At 62.4% G+C, this 19,274-nt stretch carries 20 protein-coding genes; 7 read left to right on the plus strand and 13 right to left on the minus strand.

The window, feature by feature from the left end:
- Positions 1–74 precede the first annotated feature (74 nt).
- The 5 genes from C5L10_RS08650 to C5L10_RS08670 all read right to left on the minus strand — a co-directional run bounded on the left by C5L10_RS08650 (position 75) and on the right by C5L10_RS08670 (position 5,470).
- Positions 75–1,448 (minus strand): glutamate--cysteine ligase, encoded by a 1,374-nt coding sequence (locus C5L10_RS08650; protein WP_105429308.1) that lies wholly within the window; start codon positions 1,446–1,448, stop codon positions 75–77.
- 127 nt (positions 1,449–1,575) lie between these two features.
- A complete protein-coding gene (locus C5L10_RS08655) occupies positions 1,576–2,313 on the minus strand; it encodes a 16S rRNA (uracil(1498)-N(3))-methyltransferase (RefSeq protein ID WP_105429309.1) in 738 nt (245 codons plus the stop codon).
- Between the two features lie 13 nt (positions 2,314–2,326).
- Positions 2,327–3,832, minus strand: coding sequence for an inorganic phosphate transporter (locus C5L10_RS08660; protein WP_105429310.1), 1,506 nt, complete (start codon positions 3,830–3,832; stop codon positions 2,327–2,329).
- Positions 3,833–3,975: 143 nt separating this feature from the next.
- Positions 3,976–4,482, minus strand: coding sequence for an NUDIX hydrolase (locus C5L10_RS08665; RefSeq protein ID WP_105429311.1), 507 nt, complete (start codon positions 4,480–4,482; stop codon positions 3,976–3,978).
- A gap of 214 nt (positions 4,483–4,696) precedes the next feature.
- Positions 4,697–5,470, minus strand: a complete 774-nt coding sequence (locus C5L10_RS08670; RefSeq protein WP_105429312.1) for a FadR/GntR family transcriptional regulator — start codon at positions 5,468–5,470, stop codon at positions 4,697–4,699.
- A gap of 98 nt (positions 5,471–5,568) precedes the next feature.
- On the opposite strand from C5L10_RS08670, the gene C5L10_RS08675 reads away from it, so the two are divergent.
- From C5L10_RS08675 to glcF, 3 genes are read left to right on the plus strand one after another with little or no spacing between them, the layout of a single operon-like run.
- The gene (locus C5L10_RS08675; protein ID WP_105429313.1) at positions 5,569–7,008 is read left to right on the plus strand and encodes an FAD-linked oxidase C-terminal domain-containing protein; all 1,440 of its coding nucleotides are present in this window, start codon (positions 5,569–5,571) and stop codon (positions 7,006–7,008) included.
- Complete coding sequence (locus tag C5L10_RS08680; RefSeq protein ID WP_105429314.1) at positions 7,005–8,231, plus strand: FAD-binding protein; 1,227 nt, start codon at positions 7,005–7,007, stop codon at positions 8,229–8,231. The genes C5L10_RS08675 and C5L10_RS08680 overlap by 4 nt, the downstream gene beginning before the upstream one ends.
- Positions 8,231–9,535, plus strand: a complete 1,305-nt coding sequence (gene glcF, locus C5L10_RS08685) for a glycolate oxidase subunit GlcF (RefSeq protein ID WP_105429315.1) — start codon at positions 8,231–8,233, stop codon at positions 9,533–9,535. Before C5L10_RS08680 ends, glcF begins: the two co-directional genes overlap by 1 nt.
- Positions 9,536–9,596: 61 nt before the next feature.
- Here glcF and C5L10_RS08690 read toward each other — a convergent pair whose 3' ends face one another.
- The 3 genes from C5L10_RS08690 to C5L10_RS08700 all read right to left on the minus strand — a co-directional run bounded on the left by C5L10_RS08690 (position 9,597) and on the right by C5L10_RS08700 (position 12,108).
- On the minus strand, positions 9,597–10,316 hold the full coding sequence (locus tag C5L10_RS08690; protein WP_105429316.1) for an outer membrane protein: 720 nt from the start codon (positions 10,314–10,316) through the stop codon (positions 9,597–9,599).
- 181 nt (positions 10,317–10,497) lie between these two features.
- On the minus strand, positions 10,498–11,154 hold the full coding sequence (locus tag C5L10_RS08695) for a L,D-transpeptidase (protein WP_245447964.1): 657 nt from the start codon (positions 11,152–11,154) through the stop codon (positions 10,498–10,500).
- A 198-nt stretch (positions 11,155–11,352) separates the two neighbouring features.
- On the minus strand, positions 11,353–12,108 hold the full coding sequence (locus tag C5L10_RS08700) for a L,D-transpeptidase (protein ID WP_371411927.1): 756 nt from the start codon (positions 12,106–12,108) through the stop codon (positions 11,353–11,355).
- A gap of 259 nt (positions 12,109–12,367) precedes the next feature.
- Here C5L10_RS08700 and C5L10_RS08705 point away from each other — a divergent pair, with 259 nt between their 5' ends.
- A complete protein-coding gene (locus tag C5L10_RS08705; RefSeq protein ID WP_105429317.1) occupies positions 12,368–12,997 on the plus strand; it encodes a DNA-3-methyladenine glycosylase I in 630 nt (209 codons plus the stop codon).
- Here C5L10_RS08705 and C5L10_RS08710 read toward each other — a convergent pair.
- From C5L10_RS08710 to C5L10_RS08730, 5 genes are all read right to left on the minus strand, one after another.
- Positions 12,984–13,688: an HAD family hydrolase gene (locus tag C5L10_RS08710; protein WP_046664908.1), complete on the minus strand. Its 705-nt coding sequence runs from the start codon at positions 13,686–13,688 to the stop codon at positions 12,984–12,986. The two genes, C5L10_RS08705 and C5L10_RS08710, sit on opposite strands and share 14 nt — an antisense overlap.
- Before the next feature lie 87 nt (positions 13,689–13,775).
- A complete protein-coding gene (locus C5L10_RS08715) occupies positions 13,776–14,147 on the minus strand; it encodes a DUF305 domain-containing protein (RefSeq protein ID WP_105429318.1) in 372 nt (123 codons plus the stop codon).
- Positions 14,148–14,290: 143 nt separating this feature from the next.
- Complete coding sequence (locus tag C5L10_RS08720; RefSeq protein ID WP_105429319.1) at positions 14,291–15,043, minus strand: hypothetical protein; 753 nt, start codon at positions 15,041–15,043, stop codon at positions 14,291–14,293.
- 3 nt (positions 15,044–15,046) lie between these two features.
- Positions 15,047–15,316: a type II toxin-antitoxin system RelE/ParE family toxin gene (locus C5L10_RS08725; protein ID WP_046664638.1), complete on the minus strand. Its 270-nt coding sequence runs from the start codon at positions 15,314–15,316 to the stop codon at positions 15,047–15,049.
- Positions 15,300–15,530 (minus strand): DUF6290 family protein, encoded by a 231-nt coding sequence (locus C5L10_RS08730; protein WP_038583958.1) that lies wholly within the window; start codon positions 15,528–15,530, stop codon positions 15,300–15,302. The genes C5L10_RS08725 and C5L10_RS08730 overlap by 17 nt, the downstream gene beginning before the upstream one ends.
- Positions 15,531–15,674: 144 nt before the next feature.
- Between C5L10_RS08730 and hisS the strand changes: the two genes are divergently transcribed.
- From hisS to hisG, 3 genes are all read left to right on the plus strand, one after another.
- Positions 15,675–17,246 (plus strand): histidine--tRNA ligase, encoded by a 1,572-nt coding sequence (hisS, locus tag C5L10_RS08735; protein WP_105429320.1) that lies wholly within the window; start codon positions 15,675–15,677, stop codon positions 17,244–17,246.
- Positions 17,247–17,438: 192 nt separating this feature from the next.
- Positions 17,439–18,560 carry an ATP phosphoribosyltransferase regulatory subunit gene (locus tag C5L10_RS08740; protein WP_105429321.1) on the plus strand — a complete coding sequence of 374 codons (1,122 nt, stop codon included), beginning with the start codon at positions 17,439–17,441 and terminating at the stop codon, positions 18,558–18,560.
- Positions 18,557–19,255 carry an ATP phosphoribosyltransferase gene (hisG, locus tag C5L10_RS08745; protein ID WP_105418592.1) on the plus strand — a complete coding sequence of 233 codons (699 nt, stop codon included), beginning with the start codon at positions 18,557–18,559 and terminating at the stop codon, positions 19,253–19,255. Before C5L10_RS08740 ends, hisG begins: the two co-directional genes overlap by 4 nt.
- Positions 19,256–19,274: the final 19 nt, after the last annotated feature.

Genomic DNA, 19,274 nt, shown 5'->3' on the forward strand with positions numbered 1-19,274 from the left:
CGGTTCGGGTGATGCACCACTATATCCGGAAAGTGCTGAACGGAAACCGGTTTTTAGAACCGATCTCAATCTGGTCAGTATTGGTATTCCTCGAACACCGGCTCGACCGAGCCGTTCCAGCGGCCGTGATAGAGAGACAGCAGGTCGTCCGCCATGGTCGTCTTCTTGGCGAGCACTTCGTCAAGCGGTTGCAGGAAGATGCTTTCGTCCTGTCCCTCGCCGTTCAGCCGCGCCCGCGCCTTCAAACCCGCCTTGGAGATCGCTACCGCCTCGCGGGCGACGTCGAGCACCGACTTGCCCTTGATTTCGGCCTTCAGGCCCTTGACCGGCACGGCATCGCGCATGGCGATGACGTCCTCGACCGTCCAGTCGGCCGTCAGCGTTTCGGCGTCGGCAAGCGCCGTGTCGTCGTAGAGCAGGCCGACCCAGAAGGCCGGCAGCGCGCAGATCCGCCGCCACGGGCCACCATCGGCGCCGCGCATTTCGAGGAAGCGTTTCAGGCGGACATCGGGGAAGAGGGTGGAAAGGTGGTTGGTCCAGTCGCCCATGGTCGGTTCCCAGTCCTCGACCTCTTGCCTCAGGGCGCCGTCCATGAACTGGCGGAAAGTGACATGCGTGCAGTCGTGGTATTTTCCGTCGCGAACGATGAAATACATCGGCACGTCGAGCGCCCATTCCACATAGTCGGCAAAGCCGAAATCTGGCTTGAACACGAAGGGCAGCACGCCAGAACGCTGGTTGTCGGTGTCGCGCCAGATGTCCCCGCGCCAGGAGACCAGCCCGTTCGGCTTGCCTTCGGTGAACGGGGAGGACGCAAACAGCGCGGTCGCGATCGACTGGAGCTTCATAGACACGCGCATCTTGGCGGCCATGTCCGCTTCCGAGGAGAAGTCGAGGTTCACCTGGATCGTGCAGGTGCGGTACATCATGTCGAGACCCTTGGCACCGACCTTCGGCATGTAACGCGTCATGATGTCGTAACGGGATTTCGGCATGCGCGGGGTTTCCGCGAGCGTCCATTTCGGGCTGCCACCGATGCCGAGAAAACGGATGCCCATCGGTTCGGCGATCTCGCGCAGAACGGCGAGATGCTGGTTGGATTCCCGACAGGTCTGATGGATGTTCTCGACCGGCGCGCCGGAAAGCTCGAACTGGCCGCCGGGCTCGATGGAGATCGCGCCCATCCCGGATTGCTCGCCGAGCCCGATGATGTTTTCGCCGTCCAGGATGGGCTCCCAGCCGAGCTTCTTTTCCATGCCCTTGAGCAGCGCGGAAATGCTGGCGTCTCCGAAATAGGGAACCGGGCTGTTGTCCGTGCGGAAAAAGGCGAACTTCTCGTGCTCCGTGCCGATGCGGAAATCTTGCCTCGGCCGCGGTCCCTGCGCCAGGTAGGCGGAAAGCTCGGACACCGAGGTAAGCGGTGTCTGGTCGGTCGTATCGCGGGCCATGAAAATTACCTTGCTCGGAATGCCTGATCTGGACGGATAGCCGGCTGATTGGACCGGATTGGTGTGCGCTGCAAGTGAATTTCTTTCAAGATAGATTCAGAATTTTCGAGCCGTCATGTCAAGCGGGTCAACGCCAGTCGCCGACCGCGGCCTGGATGACCGCAAGCGCCGCGACCGCGGCCGTATCCGCCCTTAATATCCGGGGCCCGAGCGGTATCGCGGTGACGAAGGAAAGCGAACGCAGCCTTTCCCTTTCCTCGTCCGAAAATCCGCCTTCCGGGCCGACCAGCAGCGCCAGCTTGCTCTCTTTGATCGCCGAGAGGATCGGTAGCGGGTTCTGGCCCTCGTCGCCTTCGTCGCAGAAGATGATGCGGCGTTCTTCGGGCCAGGTGTCGAGCAGGTCGCCGAGTTTCTTCGGCGGCGCGACCTCCGGCACCGACAAAATGCCGCACTGCTCGGCGGCCTCCACCACATTCGCCTGAAGCCGGTCCATGCTGGTGATCTTGCCCTGCACATGCTGGGTCATGACCGGCTGGATGAACCCCGCACCCATTTCGACCGCCTTCTGCACCAGATAGTCGAGACGACCGACCTTCAGCGGCGCGAAAAGATAATGCAGGTCGGAGGCAGGCGGCTGTGGCCGCGTTTCCTCGATCGCCTCCAGCACGATCTTCTTGCGGGTCGGATAGGTGATCCTGGCCTTCCATTCGCCGTCGCGGCCGTTGAAGAGCAGGATCGCCGAACCTTCCTCCATCCTCAGCACGTTGGCGAGGTAGTTGAACTGCTCCGACGACACTTCATGGCGGGCACCGGCGCCGAGCGGCGCCTCGATGAACAGCCTCTGCATCCGGAAATTGGCGCGCATGGAAACCTCAAAGCTAGACGAACAGCGCGAACATAGCCGTGGCGATCAGCGCCGCAAGGGTTGCGGCCGCCGGAAGGGTGATCATCCACGCCGCGATGATGCTCAAGAAATGCGAGCGCCGCACCAGGTAACGCCGTTTCAGCTCATCGTCATTGCGCTCGAAGGGCTCGGTGGTATCGAGGTCCTTGCCGGCCCGCACCCGCATGTATTCGAAGCGGCGGCGGGAATGGCGGGTATACCACTCGCGGAAGAAGCCGACGCCGAACACCGCACCGACGGCGATGTGGGTCGAGGAGACCGGCAGCCCGATCCAGGAGGCAACGATCACGGTCAGCGCCGTCGACAGCGAGACGCAATAGGCGCGCATCGGATTGAGCTTGGTGATCTCGGCGCCGACCAGCCGAACCAGCTTCGGGCCATAGAGCAGCAGGCCGAGGGAGATCCCGAGGCCGCCGATGATCAGTTCCCAGAGCGGGATGCGCACGCCGGCCGAAATGCCCCTTTGCGCCGCGGAAACGATCGCCGCAAGCGGACCGATGGCGTTGGAAACGTCGTTGGCGCCATGCGCGAAGGAGAGCAGGGCCGCAGAAAGGATGAGCGGAATACGGAAGAGCGTGCGAAGCGACTGATTGCGGTTCTCGAGCCCCTCGGCCTGCCGGGCGATCACCGGGATCAGCAGGCGCCAGGCAGCGAGGCCGGTCAGGAGAGCGACGAGCGTGGCAACCGGCGCCGACACGTCCACCAGTTCCCCCAGCCCGAGCAGCGCCAGATAGCCTGCAAAGGCGCCGGTCATCAAGCCGATCAGCACCGGCACCCACTTCTTCGCCGCGGCGATCTTGTCCTCGCGATAGATGATGGTTTCCTTGACGAAGAACAGGAAGGAGGCGGCAATGACGGCGCCGAGGATCGGGGAAAAGACCCAGCTTGCGGTAATGCCCGCAATCGTTCCCCAGTTGACCGCGGAAAGTCCGGCGGCCGCGATCCCGGCGCCCATGACCCCGCCGACGATCGAATGGGTGGTGGAAATAGGTGCGCCGAGCCAGGTCGCGACGTTGATCAGCACCGCGGCCGAGAGGAGTGCCGCCATCATCGCCCATATCAGCACGTCGGGGCTGGTGACCATGCCGCCCTGCATGATGCCGTTGGCGATCGTGTTGGCGACGCCCCGGCCGGCGATGACGGCACCTGCCACTTCGAAGACGGCCGCGAGCCCGAGGCCGAAGGTCATGGTCATGGCGCGTGCGCCGACGGCCGCACCGATATTGTTGGTGACGTCATTGGCGCCGATGTTCATCGCCATATAGGCGGCAAGGCCGGAGGCGGCGATGACGACGACGGCTCCGGGTTTGCCCGTGACGTAGGCGGCCGCAAAGATGGCGACGAGGATGATGAACAGCAGTGCCGTTCCCGGTGCGGCAAGCCCGCGCGACATCTGCCGGGCGGCTTCCTCCACCGAGGATAATTTCTCCAGATCCTTGTCGAGCGTCGGCTTCGCCAGGCGCGGCCTTTTCTGGCCCATATCTCCATCCTTGGGTGAAAAGTGAGGCGCGAGAACGGAACTGCCTGCCGTCTCCGCCTCCCGGAAGAAATCAAGGCCTATCGCTTAATAGCGCGCGCAGGCGAAGGCAATATTGCGGAATTGTGAAGGTGCTTCGAAGCGCTCTAACTTGCGGCCTTGATTGCAAGCTGCGGAACGCGCGGCTGCATTCGTTCGGCGAACTGCAGGAAGAGAATCTTCAGTTCCGGTTCATTGACGCGCATCGCCGCCTCTTCACAGGAAACCCATTCCAGTGTTCGGGAGCCCTTTTCCGGATAGCTCTTCAGGCATTCGTCCACTTCGAGCGCGTGGACCTGCACCCGCACAGGGATCTTCAGGCCGTTATCGAGGGTTTTGCGGTAGTGATAGAAACCGAGGGGTTCCTTCTCCACCTTGCCCTTGACGCCAACCTCTTCGAACGCTTCGCGTTCGGCGACCTGGTGAGCTTTCTTGTCGGTCATCGGCCAGCCCTTGGGCACGACCCAGCGGCCGGTATCGCGGCTGGTCGCAACAAGAACCTCAAGTTGTCCCGGCTTCTTTTTTATCCGGTAGCAAAGCGCAGCATATTGCTGCCGCGGCGGCCGCTGCAGCATCAACTTGAGATTGCTCGTAACCCGATCCATCAAGCCCAATTTCTGTTTAGTCCTCCAGCAAATGGTAATTTACTAATATAATGCTTGCGCGAGGATTAACGACCCTCAGCGGCTTCTTTTGACAAGAATCACGGTGGATAACCACCACGGAAGCGATAACCATTGTGAGGCCACTTAGTTTCACGTCAATAGAAATTTGCACAGGTGTTCAATTGTAACTGTGCATGACGTCCGGCAATCTGCAGGAGGGGCCTCAGATCGTGGTCTGGATCATCCTGAGTTGTGCGATTCGGGTCCATTCTCCCGTGCGTTGGGCCTCGTGGGTGACCTTGGAGATGAAGTCGATATGGTCTTCCGCAGCCTTTCGGGCTTTGGCAGGATCACCGTCCAATATTGCCTGGCCGATCGCCTCGTGTTGCGTCATCACCGCATCATGGGCGGTGCCGACATTAAAGATGATGCGGCGGTTGTAAAAGATCCCGTCGCTGAGCAGCCGGTAGCAGGCACGCAGGGTGTGCATCAGAATGATGTTATGCGCCGCATCGCCGATGGCATTGTGGAATTCGACGTCGGAGGTCAGCTCGTCCTCGAAACGCCCCTCCCGATGCGCGCTGCGCATCGTCTCCAGAATGCGCTCGATGAGTTGCTTGTCGGTGTCCGTCGCGCGTTCGGCGGCAAGTTCCGCCGTCATGCCTTCGAGCTGGCGACGATATTCCAGATAGTCGTGAACCGCCCGCTGATGCCGGCGGATCAGGGCAACCAGCGGCGGCGAGAAGATCTGGCCGACGATATCGGCCACGTAAGTGCCGCCGCCATGCTGGCTCACCAGCAGCCCACGTGCCTCAAGCTCCTTCAGCGCCTCCCGCAGGATCGGCCGGGAAACGTCGAACCTCTGGGCCAGCTCGCGCTCGCCCGGCAGGCGGTCGCCGTCGCGCAGCACGCCGTTGAGGATCAGGCTCTCGATCTGCAGGATGACCTCGTCCGCAGTTCGACCATGCGGCACCGGCGCGAAAAGCTCATGCGTCAACTTTACCGTCTCCAATCGGGTGATGCCAGCCGGGCGTTCGGGCTTCTTGTATCACTGGTAAAAAAAGTATACCAGTTGAATGTCTTTAGGAGGAGCCGGTGGCCGATACGATCAGTTTTCTGAAGCCTCGCGAAGCGGTGCTATCGCGCCGGGCGGCGATCATTGCCGACCTGACCGAGCTTCTGCCGCCCGAATGCCTGGTCCATGAGGCGCGCGAGCTGGTGCCTTTCGAGACGGACGCCTTCGTCTCCTACCGCCGCCTGCCGCTCGCCGTCGCCCTGCCGAAGACCACGGCGCAGGTGGCCGCGGTGATGAAATACTGCAATCGCTACGGCATTCCCGTCGTGCCGCGCGGGGCCGGCACCTCGCTTTCCGGCGGCGCCATCCCGCAGGAGGATGCGGTCGTGCTCGGCTTGTCCAAGATGTCGCGCATCCTGGAAGTCGACTACGCCAACCGCACCGCCACCGTGCAGGCCGGCGTCACCAACCTCAACATTTTCGAAGCGGTCGGCATCGACGGCTTTTTCTATGCGCCGGATCCGAGCTCGCAGCTCGCCTGCACCATCGGCGGCAATATCGGCATGAATTCCGGCGGTGCCCACTGTCTGAAATATGGCGTCACCACCAATAACCTGCTCGGCGTGAAGATGGTGCTGGTCGATGGCACGGTGATCGATCTCGGCGGCAAACATCTGGATGCGGCAGGTTACGATCTGCTCGGACTCGTCTGCGGTTCGGAAGGCCAGCTCGGCATCGTCACCGAGGCCGTGGTTCGGCTGATCGCCAAGCCGGAAGGCGCCCGCCCGGTTCTGTTCGGCTTCGATACGTCGGAGCATGCCGGCGCCTGCGTCGCCGATATCATCGGTTCCGGCATCATCCCCGTCGCCATTGAATTCATGGACAAGCCGGCGATCGAGATCTGCGAAGCCTTCGCCCATGCGGGTTATCCGCTCGACGTGGAAGCGCTGTTGATCGTCGAAGTCGAGGGTTCCGAGGCCGAGATGGACGCGATGCTGAAGGCGATCGTCGAGATCGCCGGGCGCCATGGCGTCAAGACGGTGCGCGAAAGCCAGTCGGCGACCGAGGCGGCGCTGATCTGGAAAGGCCGCAAATCCGCCTTCGGCGCCACCGGCCGCATCGCCGATTACATCTGCATGGACGGCACGGTGCCGCTCGGCAAGCTCTCCTATGTGCTCAACAAGACCTCCGAGATCGTCGATCGTTTCGGGCTCAGGGTCGCCAACGTCTTTCATGCCGGCGACGGCAATATGCATCCGCTGATCCTGTTCAACGCCAACGACCCCGAGGATGCGGCTAGGGCCGAAGAGGCGGGCAACGAAATCCTGAAACTCTGCGTCGATGCCGGCGGCTGCCTGACTGGCGAGCATGGCGTCGGCATCGAGAAACGCGACCTGATGCGCCACCAGTATTCGGAGGCTGACCTCAACCAGCAGATGGCGGTGCGCTACGCCTTCGACGAAGGCTGGATACTCAACCCGTCCAAGGTCTTTCCGCTGGATGGACGGCCTGCCGCATGACCCTGATCCCGAATTCCGAAACGGACGCCGCCTATATCATCCGCAATGCCGCCGGCGACGGCAAGAAGCTCGCCCTATGTGGTGGCAATACCCGCGCCGGTTTCGGCAACTCCGCCGAGCCTGCCGAGATGATGAACTCGACCGGTCTTTCCGGTATCGTCGACTACGAGCCGGCGGAAATGGTGATGACGGTCAAAGCCGGTACGCCGGTCGCCGAGATCGAGGTCGCGCTTGCCGCCAACCGGCAGATGATGGCTTTCGAGCCGATGGATCATCGCGGCGTCATGGGCACGCTCGGCGAACCGACGATCGGCGGCGTGTTCGCCGCCAATGTCTCCGGCCCGCGCCGTTTCGTCTCGGGCGCCGCGCGCGACAGCCTGCTGGGCATCCGGTTCATCAATGGCCGGGGCGAGGCGATCCGCGCCGGCGGACGGGTGATGAAGAACGTCACCGGCCTCGATCTCGTCAAACTGCTCGCCGGCTCGCAAGGCACGCTCGGGTTCCTGACCGAAGTGACCTTCCGGGTGTTGCCGGTGCCGCAGACGGTGGAAACCATCGTCATCTCCGGGCTCGACGACGCGGCCGCCGCAAAGGCGATGGCGGCGGCGATGGCGCTGCCGGTCGAAGTATCAGGCGCCGCCCACCTGCCGCAGACCGTCCGGTTCCGTTTTCTCGGCGGTGCATTGCCGAGCGGGGAGGCGACCGTCCTGCGCCTCGAAGGCCTTGCCGCGTCGGTTTCCGTGCGTGCCGAAAAACTCGCGGCCGTCATGGAGGCATTTGGTCCGGTCTCCCGCCTCGGCCTGGAGGAGAGCCAAACGCTCTGGCGCCAGATCCGCGATGTCTATCCCTATTCGGATGGGACCCTGAAACCCGTCTGGCGCGTCTCGATCGCCCCATCTGCGGGCCACCAGCTCGTCGCCGCGCTCCGGCTCGAAACCGGCGTCGATGCCTTCTACGACTGGCAGGGCGGGTTGGTCTGGATGCGCATGGAAGCCGACCCGGAAGCGGATTTGCTGCGCCGCTATATCCGCGCTCTCGGCGGCGGCCACGCGACGCTGCTGCGGGCATCGGATGCGGTGCGCGCGGGGACGCAGGCTTTCGAGCCGTTGCCGGATGCGGTGGCGGCACTCTCGGCGCGCGTAAAACAGAAGCTCGACCCGGCCGGCATTTTCTGCCCGGGCAAGATGGGATATGCATCCCCGACAGCGGGAGGGATCCTTTAGTGCAAACCAACTTCACTCTCGCCCAGCTTGCCGATCCGCATGTGGCCGAATCGGAAAAGATCCTCCGCCGCTGCGTTCATTGCGGGTTCTGCACCGCCACCTGTCCCACCTACGTCACCCTCGGCAACGAACTCGACAGCCCGCGCGGCCGCATCTATCTGATCAAGGACATGCTGGAAAACGGCCGCGCGGCGGACGAGCAAGTGGTCACCCATATCGACCGTTGTCTCTCCTGCCTTGCCTGCGTCACCACCTGTCCATCCGGCGTCGACTATATGCACCTGGTCGACCATGCCCGCATCCATATCGAGAATACCTACCGGCGTCCGCTGGTGGACAGGATGATCCGCGACCTGCTCGCCGCCGTTCTGCCCTATCCCGCCCGCTTCCGCGCGGCACTTGGTTTCGCCAAACTCGGTCGCCCCTTCGCGCCGCTCCTGAAGCGTATTCCTGCGCTGAAGCCGCTGGGCGCGATGCTGGATCTCGCGCCGAAATCCGCCGCCAGGATTTCCCAGTCGGCGATGCCTGTCACGGATGCGCCAGAGACCGAGAAGCGCGGCCGCGTTGCGATCCTGTCAGGCTGCGCCCAGCCGGTGCTCGATCCGGGCATCAACGAAGCCACCCTCCGGCTTCTTGCTCGGCTCGGTGTCGAAGTCGTGGTGCCGGAAGGCGAGGGCTGTTGCGGCGCGCTCGTCCATCATATGGGCCGTGAGGAACAGGCGCTCGATTTTGCCCGCCGAAATGTCGATGTCTGGATGCGCGAGATCGACAAGGGCGGCCTCGATGCGATCATCATCACCGCGTCGGGCTGCGGCACGACGATCAAGGACTACGGCCACATGCTGAGGCTCGACCCGGCTTACGCGGACAAGGCGGCCAAGGTCTCGGAACTCGCCAAGGACATTACCGAATATCTGTCGGCGCTCGACCTGCCGACGCTCGAACCGAAACGGCTCAACGTCGCCTATCACTCCGCCTGTTCGATGCAGCACGGCCAGAAGATCACCATGGCGCCGAAGAACCTGCTGAAGGCGGCGGGCTTCACTGTCCGCGATCCAGGCGAGGGGCATCTGTGCTGCGGTTCGGCCGGCACCTACAACATCCTGCAGCCGGACATCTCGGCGCAGTTGAAGGCCCGCAAGGTCAGGAATATCGAAGCCACCAAGGCCGATGTGATCGCCACCGGCAATATCGGCTGCATCACCCAGATCGCCTCCGGCACCGCGATCCCGATCCTGCACACGGTGGAGCTTCTGGACTGGGCTTATGGCGGGCCGAAGCCGGAAAAGATCCCGGCCGGATAAAACTCTGATCAATAAAAAAGCCGGCGAAATCGCCGGCTTTTTTCGTCAAAGGCCTGAAGCCTTAGAACTTGTAGGAGACGCCGAGGTTGATGGCGTGCGTCAGGATGTTGGTCTTCAGCGAAGCGCCGCTGTCGATATCCACATCCACGAACGAGTAGTTGCCCTTGTATTCGGCGAACATCGACCACTTTTCGGTGAGCTGATACTTCACGCCGGCCTGGGCCTGGATCGTCGCGCCACCGAACTGATATTCGAAGGTGCGGCCGGAAGCGCGGGTCACTTCGACATGCGGCACGTTGATACCGACACCGGCGCCGACATAAGGCGTCCACTTGCTGCCTTCGATCGGGAACTTGTAGAGCGCGTTGAGCGTCAGCAGGTTCAGGCCGTCGGTGAATTCGAAGACGCTCCAGCCGCCGGCCTTGGCCATGGTCTCGTCGTCTGCATAAACCTTGGCGTGGGTGTAATCGAGCGAAACACCCCAGTTCGTGAGGGCACCGCCGTCGAACCAGTAGGTGCCGCGGACGCCCCAGTAGGGCGGCATCGCGAAGGGCTTGGTATCCCAGCCGGCTGCGAAATCAGGTCCGTCCGAGACGTCGACATCGGAGTGCGGCGCGAACTGGTAACCGCCGTAACCGGAGATTTCAAATCCGCCGGTGTGAACCGGAGCCACATAGGCCTGGGTCGCTGGTGTCATGTCGGCCGCTTGAGCCGGAGCAATATAAGCAAGACCAGCGGTGAGAAGCGTGGAAGCGAAAGCGAAAGAAAGAATTTTGCGCATGAATCAGCCTGCAGGGAGGAACGTTGGCTTTTGATGACTGAATGTTTAGCGGCGGATGCATCGGCGGTCTGTGCTTTTTCTGCATCAGTCGCCGACGAAGCTAGGCGATTTATGGTTAACGAAGTCTAAACCCCTGAAAAGGGCAGCTTTTGCTGCCCTTTTTGACCTTTGGCGGGGTTTCTCAGCCGCCGAAAATCGTGCCGAAAATATCGATGCCGCGATCCTTGAAGTCGACGTTGCCCTGCCGGTTGCCGGGGCCGATGACGATCACCTTCGTGCCGATGTCGGCGCGCGAATAAAGATGCTCGACATCCTTGTTCATCATCCGGATGCAGCCGGACGACATGTTGAGGCCGATCGTCCAGGGCTGGTTGGTGCCGTGGATGCGGAAGATCGTGTCGCGGCCGCCCTTGTAGAGATACATGGCGCGGGCGCCGAGCGGGTTGTCGATGCCGCCTTCCTGCACGGCCGGCAGAATGCGGCCGGCGCGGCGTTCGCGAACGCGCATCTCGGCCGGCGGCGTCCAGGAAGGCCACTCCGCCTTGCGGCCGACATTGACCACGCCCGACCAGCCGAACCCTTCGCGCCCGACGCCGATGCCGTAGCGTGTCGCCCGGTTGGGGCCTTCGATGTAATAGAGGAACTTGTTGTTGGTATCGACGATGATCGTGCCGGGTTTCTCGGTCGTCGAGAAGCGCACCACGCGGCGCTTGAATTGTTCCGGAACTTCCCGTGGCATCGCGACAAGCGTCACGTCGCCCGCAGGGCGTTCGATAGACGTTGCCGCCGGGCTGATTGCGCTCGCATGTCCGGCGGTAAAGAAGATCGCGCCAGCCATTCCCACGGCCATCGCGAAGGTCTTGCCGGCCCCCATTCCCCCTGTCTTCATTCCAAAATCCTCTCCGCTCTGTTGAACGGCGAAGGCTAACCGACTCGGGCATCAAAGCAAGCCGGGATAGATGCAATAAAGAAGATGTGATGGCAAAAAGACGGCGGTACTGTGTCTCCGCCGCCTCACCTTTGGCATTTGGCGGCGTTACATGACGACGACTTTGGTGCCGATATTCACCCGTTCGTAAAGATCCGTCACATCTTCGTTGCGCATGCGGATGCAGCCGGAAGAGACCGCGCTGCCGATCGACCAGGGGGCGTTCGTGCCGTGGATGCGGTAGAGCGTCGAGCCGAGATACATGGCGCGGGCGCCGAGCGGGTTTTCCGGTCCGCCTTCCATGCGGGCCGGCAGGTAATGTCCCTTGGCGGCTTCGCGGCTGATCATTTCGGAAGGCGGCGTCCAGTCCGGCCATTCGGCCTTGCGGGTCACCCGGTGCTCGCCTGCCCATTCAAAGCCCGGCTTGCCGACGCCGACACCGTAACGCCGCGCCTGGCCGTTGCCTGTGACCAGATAGAGGAAACGGTTATTGGTATCGATGATGATGGTGCCGGCCTTTTCCTTGGTGTCGTAGCCGACCGTCTGCGGCAGGAACTGCGGTTCGATCTGGCCGCGGATCGGCTGCGGCCGCATCGCAACCTGTTGGGCCGGCGAGCGGTCGAAGATGCCGCGGCGAACCATCGGCTGCTGCTCGCGCTGCTGGTAGATGGCGCGCTGCTGGGCGGCCTGGCGCGGATGGACGACCGGGCGGCCGTTGGGACCGGCGAGCTGCATCACCCACGGGGCGGCAAGATCGGGGCTGACGACCACGGGCGGACGCTCGCGATAGCGGTCCTGGGCAAACGTGGCGGAACTGGAAAAGGCGGCAGCAAGGCCGAAGGCCAGGAAAAGGGTTTTCTTCATGATCGGATCCACACGTTACAAATCACCGACCGGACGCCCCTCAAACTTTTGGATAATTTGGCGTCGGTGTTGACGAACATGGTGACTGCGAGGTGAAAGCGAATGGTAAACGGGTGGAACATTCAAAGCCGGCCGGCCTATAAACCTTTTGGCAGGGTTACCGCCCGGTTTTGAAACATGGTTGACCAATGTTAAAGCCGGCCAAAAGCCGTTAATCGCAGGGATTCGCCCGAGGGATCAGGGCTTAAGGGAATTGGGAATGGAAAAGGCGGGAATCATCGTCGGCGAAGACGGCAAGGGACGTTGCGCCTGGCATGGCGGTCTCGAAGACTACCGGCGTTATCATGACGAGGAATGGGGCCGGCCGGTGACGGACGACATCCGCCTGTTCGAGAAAATCTGCCTCGAAGGTTTCCAGTCCGGCCTGTCCTGGCTGACGATCCTGAGGAAGCGCGACAATTTTCGCGCCGCCTTTGCCGGTTTTGATTTCGTTGAAGTCGCGCAGTTTGGCGAGGAGGATATCGCCCGCTGCCTCGCCGACGCAGGCATCATCCGCCATCGCGGCAAGATCGTCTCGACCATCAACAATGCCGCCCGCGCCATCGAACTGAAGCGCGAGTTCGGTTCGCTCGCAAAGTTCTTCTGGAGTTTCGAGCCCGGTCCGCACCAGCGTCCGGAGGTGATGGATCTTGCGACGCTCAGGGCCAACCCCACCACGCCGGTGTCGGTAACCTTGTCCAAAGCTCTGAAAAAACGCGGCTGGACCTTCGTCGGGCCGACCACCGTCTACGCTTTCATGCAGGCGATGGGCATGGTCAACGACCATCTCGACGGCTGTTTCTGCCAGCGCGAAGTCGATGAACTCAGGCTGAAGTTCAGGCGCCCGTAATTTCCGACAGCACCGATCCCAGTTCGCCCAGATGTTCGATCTGGCGGAAGCGCGGTGCGTCGGTCGGCGCGTCCACATGTTCCAGAACCCAGGTCAGCGCATGCGGCACGAACACGCCGTAGCTCCCGGCCGCGATCGCCGGCACGATGTCGGATTTCAGCGAATTGCCGACCATCATCGCCCGTTCAGGTCCGTCCGCGACCTTGGAAAAGATGCGGCGATAGGTGGTGGCGTTCTTCTCGCTGACGATCTCGACCGCATCGAAGAAATCGCCGAGGCCCGACTGGGCAAGCTTGCGCTCCTGGTCGAACAGGTCGCCCTTGGTGATCAGCACCAGGAGATACTCGCCGTTCAAGGCCTCCAGCGTCTCTTCCACATGCGGCAGGGTTTCGACCGGATGGCGCAGCAGGTCGCGGCCGATATCGAGGATCTCGCTGATCGTCCTCGTCGGCACCTTGCCGTTGGTGATCTCGATCGCCGTCTCGATCATCGACAGGGTGAACCCCTTGATGCCGAAACCGTAATGGGAAAGATTGCGCTTTTCCGCTTCCAGCAGCCGCTCCGCAATGTGCGTGCCCTCGGCGAACTCGCCGAGCAGCTTGGCGAAGTGCTCCTCCGTCAGCCGGTAATACTGTTCGTTCTGCCAGAGCGTATCGTCGGCATCGAAGCCGATGGCGGTAATCGGGCGCATGGATCTGCCTCCACCCGCTGATATGGCGAAAAAGGGCGCGCCGGGCAAGATGAAAGCCTGCCCGGCGCCGATCTGCATCAGGCCTCGTTACTTGCCGTGCGCCTTCAACCAGGCCTGCATGTCGGCGATTTCCGCCTCCTGCGCCTTGATGACGGCTTCAGCGAGCTTGCGCATTTCCGGATCCTTGCCATGCGCAAGCTCGACCTTGGCCATGTCGATTGCGCCCTGGTGATGAGGGATCATGCTGCGCACGAAATCCGTATCCGGATCACCGGAATACCGGATCGCCATGTCCTTGTGCATTTTGGCGTTCGCATCTTGGAATGCCTTGGTGGAGGGGCTGCCGCCGGTCGGCATGCTCATCTTGGAGTGGTCCATCCCCTTCATCTCCTGCGCGGCGAGCGAGCCGGTCATGAGAGCGGAGAGGGCGGCGGTCATGAGAATGATTTTCGCAGACATAGGGTTTCCTTTTCCGTGTCCGACAGAGTTTTGATGATGACGTGAGCCGAATTTACGTCAGGCGCGGGGAGGGGGCGTCAGCGGCGCGGCGTGACATGGTTCCGAATCTACGGTCGTCCTTGGGGAAATCAACCGCGCCGAGATCACAAGGCGATGACATCGTGCACCGCCTGATACTCCTTGCTGAGCTCTCCATAGGGCGCGACCGGCCAGGTCCAAGCCCGTTTCGCCGCCGGCGCCGGCACGCCATGGAACAGGTCGGCCTCTTCCAGCACCTGGCCCGCCCGATCGGTGACGCGATAGGCGGTATCGGTGATCAGAGCCGTCTTGCAGGGCAGTGCGGTGAGGCCGTCGAGATGCGCACGGACCAGCCGCTGCAAAATCTCGTCGCGTGCGGGATTATCCTCGGCTTCCAGCCGGCGTTTCGATCCCACCCCGATCTGCGACAGGATATTGGCCGAGACGACGAGATCGAGATACGGCACCTGCCGCAGGAACGACAGCGGCTCGGGATTTTTGGCTGCGATCGCATCGTCGAAGCCGGAGAGGTCGCGCGAAATCAGCCGGACATTTCGGAACCGCTTCCCCTTCAGCCGCATCCGCACGTTCGCCAGATGCACGAGGTCGATCAGCACCACAGTATCGAATTTTGCCGAGAGATCATCGATCGGCACGTCGCGCAGCAGGCCCGAACCGAGCACCACGACGGTGCGCCGCTGCTTCATGCCGGCAACCGTCTCGCGAATGAAGGTCTTGCAGTTCTCTTCATGCGCCGCCCAATCCTTCGCGCACCGCCCGGCCCGCGACCATAGGCTGACGGACGAACGGATGAAGGGACGGAATTCTGATGGCGTGACTAGCGAGGTCGCGGCGTATTGGATGGCTTCGGTGAGCATGAGTTAGCGATAGACCTCGCGGCGATGGCCGATCTCGATCACCAGCACGACAAGTCGCTGGTCCTGGATGTCGCAGATGATCCGGTAGTCGCCGACGCGGTAACGCCAATATCCGCCGAGGGCGTGTCCTTTCAGCGCGTCGCCCATCTCTCTGGGGTTTTCGTGGGTCGCAAGGCGTTCTTCAAGAAAGGAAATGATGCGCGCAGCATCCCGTTTTGCGAGGCGGCCCAATTGCTTTTCCGCGCTCGCCCGAAGCTCAATCGTCCAAGCCAAGGCGGAGCTTCACTTCTTCCAGAGTATAGGTCGGTTCACCATCGCGAATGCGCTCCATGGCGGCTTCGGCGAGCGCGATGTCGTGGAGGTCTTCCAGATGCTGTTCGATCAGATCCAGAACATACGCGTCGGTTTTAGCACCGGCCTTGGCCGCATGTTCTGTAATCGCCTCATGCATCTCTTCCGGCATTTCGATCGTGACGCGCTTGTTCATGGCCTTTGCCCTTTCGCCGTTACAATATATAGCATCGCGCCTGCGTCTTCACCAGCCGCCGCCCTTGCCGCTCAGGCCTCTATCCTCTAAGAAACCGCACACAAATCCGGCCTCTCCGGGGCCTTTGGCAATGGAATTCCGATCATGAACGACAAGAGCAAGAAACCGCAGAAACTCAAAGCCCGCCTGCCGCGCGGCTTCGTCGATCGTTCCGCCGCCGATATCCATGCCACCAACGAGATGACCGCCAAGATCCGCGAAGTCTACGAACGCTACGGTTTCGATCCGGTCGAGACGCCGCTGTTCGAATATACCGATGCGCTTGGAAAATTCCTGCCCGACAGCGACCGTCCGAACGAGGGCGTATTCTCGCTGCAGGACGACGACGACCAGTGGATGAGCCTGCGTTACGACCTGACGGCGCCGCTCGCCCGCCATGTCGCGGAGAATTTCAACGAGATCCAGCTGCCGTTCCGCACCTATCGGGCCGGTTATGTCTTCCGCAACGAGAAGCCGGGTCCTGGCCGTTTCCGCCAGTTCATGCAGTTCGACGCCGATACGGTCGGCGCGCCGGGCGTCCAGGCGGATGCCGAAATGTGCATGATGATGGCGGATACGATGGAAGCGCTCGGCATCAAGCGCGGCGACTACGTGATCCGGGTGAACAACCGCAAGGTTCTCGACGGCGTCATGGAGGCGATTGGGCTCGGGGGCGAGGAGAATGCGGGGCGGCGACTGACGGTACTGCGCGCCATCGACAAGCTCGATAAGTTCGGCATTGAAGGCGTGCGTCTGTTGCTCGGGGAAGGCCGTAAGGATGAGTCCGGCGACTTCACCAAGGGTGCGGGGCTCAAACAAATGCACATTGATTACATTGCAAGTTTGTTCTTGGAAACGAAAGATAGCGAATCGATTAAGCAGGTCCAATCTTCAGAAGAAGCCCGACGGTCGATGATGTTGCCGTTGCAAGGCGTACTTGGAGGAAACAAGCAAAACGAGACATACCTGAACGGTATCGATGAGCTGCTTAGCCTTGAGAGTTTGGTCACAGCTGCTGGTTATGGGCCGGAGCGCGTACTTATCGACATGTCTGTTGTCCGCGGTCTCGAATACTACACCGGGATGGTCTACGAAGCCGAACTCACCTTCGACGTCACCAACGAAAAGGGCGAAAAGGTCGTCTTCGGCTCCGTCGGCGGCGGCGGGCGTTATGATGGCCTCGTGTCGCGCTTCATGGGCCAGCCGGTTCCAGCCACCGGCTTCTCGATCGGCGTCTCGCGCCTGATGACGGCGCTGAAGAACCTCGGCAAGCTCGGCCAGGACGAGGTGATCGCCCCGGTTCTGATCACCGTCATGGATGGCGATGTCGAGAGCATGGGCCGGTACCAGCGCTTCACCCAGGCACTGCGCAACGAAGGCATCCGTGCCGAGATGTACCAGGGCAACTGGAAGAAGTTCGGCAACCAGCTGAAATATGCCGACCGCCGCGGCTGCCCGATCGCCATCATCCAGGGCGGCGACGAGCGGGCAGAGGGTGTCGTGCAGCTGAAGGACCTGATCGAAGGCAAGCGCCTTTCCGGCGAGATCGAGGACAATGCGAGCTGGCGCGAGGCGCGCGTGGCGCAGGAAACCGTTCCCGAGGCGGACTTGGTCGCCAAGGTAAAGGAGATTCTCGCCGCTCAGGCGGAGGATCGGAAAAGGGCGGGCAATGCGTAAGTGCTACCCCCCTCTGTCCTGCCGGACATCTCCCCCACAAGGGGGGAGATTGGCTGGGCTCCTGCTCACCACTCTAACGTCGCGTCCTTCGCAGCGCTCCTTCGGGGGCGTCGGTCATGCCGCTTGTGATCTCCCCCCTTGTGGGGGAGATGCCCGGCAGGGCAGAGGGGGGTATTCCTGGGGAGCCATCCCATGCCCCTGATCGACATGCCGGATTTCTCCACCGACCTCCTCGCCGAATTCGCTGCCCGCCGCACCGAGCGGGTCAACACGCCGGTCATCCAGCCGGCCGAACCCTTCCTCGACATGGCCGGCGAGGATCTGCGCCGTCGTATCTTCCTCACCGAAAGCGAGACCGGCGCCAATCTCTGCCTGCGGCCGGAATTCACAATTCCCGTCTGCCTGCGCCATATCGAAACGGCGACCGGCACCCCAAAACGGTATTCCTATCTCGGCGAAGTGTTCCGCCAGCGCCGTGAGGGTTCCCACGAATTCTATCAGGCCGGCATCGAGGATCTCGGCGACAGGGATATCGCCAGTTCCGACGCCCGAGCCATCGGTGATGCGACCGGCATCCTGAAAGCGCTGCTGCCCGGCCGCAAACTCAGCCTGACGCTCGGCGACCAGGCGGTGTTCGAGGCGGTGGTCAAGGCGCTCGGCCTGCCGTTCGGCTGGCAGCGGCGGCTGATCCACGCGTTCGGCGACATGGCGCATCTCGAAGCGCTGCTGGAACGGCTCGCCAGGCCCCAGCCGGTCACCGGCCTCGATCCGCAGATCGCCGAACTGATCGCTTCGGGCGACGAGGCGGATCTCGTCGCCCGCATCGACCGCACCATGCAGGAAACCGGTTATTCCACCAATGCCAGCCGTTCGCCGACCGAGATCGCAAAAAGGCTCAAGGAAAAGCTGGAACTGGCCGAAACCCGGCTCGACGGCACCGCGCTGCTGCTGCTGCGTGAATTCCTGACGCTGCAATTGCCGCTCGCAGAAGCGCCCGCCGCCCTGGCCGGCTTTGCCGATGCCGCCGGCCTGAAGCTCGGCGCGGCGGTTTCCCGCTTCGACGCCCGGCTGGCGGCGCTCGCCAATGCCGGCGCCGATCTCTCCGCCATGACCTATCGCGCCGCCTTCGGCCGTCCGCTCGATTATTATACCGGCCTCGTCTTCGAGGTGACTGAAGCGGGTTCGTCCGCGGTGCTCGCAGGCGGCGGCCGTTTCGACCGGCTGCTGACGCTGCTCGGCGCCAGGGAACATATCCCGGCGGTCGGTTTCTCGCTCTGGCTCGACCGGATTGAAGCTGCGAGGGCATCACGATGAGCACGATCACCATCGCTCTGCCCTCCAAGGGCCGTATCAAGGAAGAGACAGCCGAGATCTTCGAGCGCGCCGGGCTTGCCATTTCCGCGGTCGGCAACGACCGCTCCTATCGCGGCCGCATCGAGGGCATGGAAGGCGTCGAGATCGCCTATCTCTCGGCCTCCGAGATTGCCCGCGAGCTTGCGAGCGGCGCCGTCGATTTCGGCGTCACCGGCGAAGACCTGGTACGCGAAGGCATGGCCGGCGCCGACGGACGGGTGGAATTCTGCGCCCGCCTCGGCTTCGGCCACGCGGATGTGGTCGTCGCGGTGCCGGAAATCTGGCTCGACGTCGAAACCATGGCCGACCTTGGCGACGTGGCGGCGGATTTTCGCGCCCGCCATGGCCGGCGGCTTGCCATAGCCACCAAATACTGGCGGCTCACCCAGCAGTTCTTTTCGAGCCAGCACGGCATCCAGCTCTACCGCATCGTCGAAAGCCTCGGCGCCACCGAGGGTGCGCCGGCTGCCGGCCAGGCGGATATCATCGTCGATATCACCTCCACGGGTTCGACGCTCAGGGCCAACCACCTGAAGATCCTCTCGGATGGGGTGATCCTGAAGTCGGAAGCCTGCCTGGTCAGGGCCCGCAAGCAGGCTCACGAGCAGGATCCGAGGATCGCCAGGATCGTGGAGGCAGTCCGCGCCGCGCTCTGAGTTTTGAAGAGGAGGAAGC

The organism is Neorhizobium sp. T6_25, assembly GCF_002968555.1.
Classification (GTDB): domain Bacteria; phylum Pseudomonadota; class Alphaproteobacteria; order Rhizobiales; family Rhizobiaceae; genus Neorhizobium.

Bases quoted from the DNA above. Each gene is read 5' to 3' on its own strand.
- C5L10_RS08650 (WP_105429308.1), bottom strand. From the start codon at position 1,448: ATGGCCCGCGATACGACCGACCAGACACCGCTTACCTCGGTGTCCGAG.
- C5L10_RS08655 (WP_105429309.1), bottom strand. From the start codon at position 2,313: ATGCGCGCCAATTTCCGGATGCAGAGGCTGTTCATCGAGGCGCCGCTC.
- C5L10_RS08660 (WP_105429310.1), bottom strand. From the start codon at position 3,832: ATGGGCCAGAAAAGGCCGCGCCTGGCGAAGCCGACGCTCGACAAGGAT.
- C5L10_RS08680 (WP_105429314.1), top strand. From the start codon at position 7,005: ATGACCCTGATCCCGAATTCCGAAACGGACGCCGCCTATATCATCCGC.
- C5L10_RS08690 (WP_105429316.1), bottom strand. From the start codon at position 10,316: ATGCGCAAAATTCTTTCTTTCGCTTTCGCTTCCACGCTTCTCACCGCT.
- C5L10_RS08695 (WP_245447964.1), bottom strand. From the start codon at position 11,154: ATGGCTGGCGCGATCTTCTTTACCGCCGGACATGCGAGCGCAATCAGC.
- C5L10_RS08700 (WP_371411927.1), bottom strand. From the start codon at position 12,108: ATGAAGAAAACCCTTTTCCTGGCCTTCGGCCTTGCTGCCGCCTTTTCC.
- C5L10_RS08705 (WP_105429317.1), top strand. From the start codon at position 12,368: ATGGAAAAGGCGGGAATCATCGTCGGCGAAGACGGCAAGGGACGTTGC.
- C5L10_RS08710 (WP_046664908.1), bottom strand. From the start codon at position 13,688: ATGCGCCCGATTACCGCCATCGGCTTCGATGCCGACGATACGCTCTGG.
- C5L10_RS08715 (WP_105429318.1), bottom strand. From the start codon at position 14,147: ATGTCTGCGAAAATCATTCTCATGACCGCCGCCCTCTCCGCTCTCATG.
- C5L10_RS08720 (WP_105429319.1), bottom strand. From the start codon at position 15,043: ATGCTCACCGAAGCCATCCAATACGCCGCGACCTCGCTAGTCACGCCA.
- C5L10_RS08730 (WP_038583958.1), bottom strand. From the start codon at position 15,530: ATGAACAAGCGCGTCACGATCGAAATGCCGGAAGAGATGCATGAGGCG.
- hisS (WP_105429320.1), top strand. From the start codon at position 15,675: ATGAACGACAAGAGCAAGAAACCGCAGAAACTCAAAGCCCGCCTGCCG.
- C5L10_RS08740 (WP_105429321.1), top strand. From the start codon at position 17,439: ATGCCCCTGATCGACATGCCGGATTTCTCCACCGACCTCCTCGCCGAA.
- hisG (WP_105418592.1), top strand. From the start codon at position 18,557: ATGAGCACGATCACCATCGCTCTGCCCTCCAAGGGCCGTATCAAGGAA.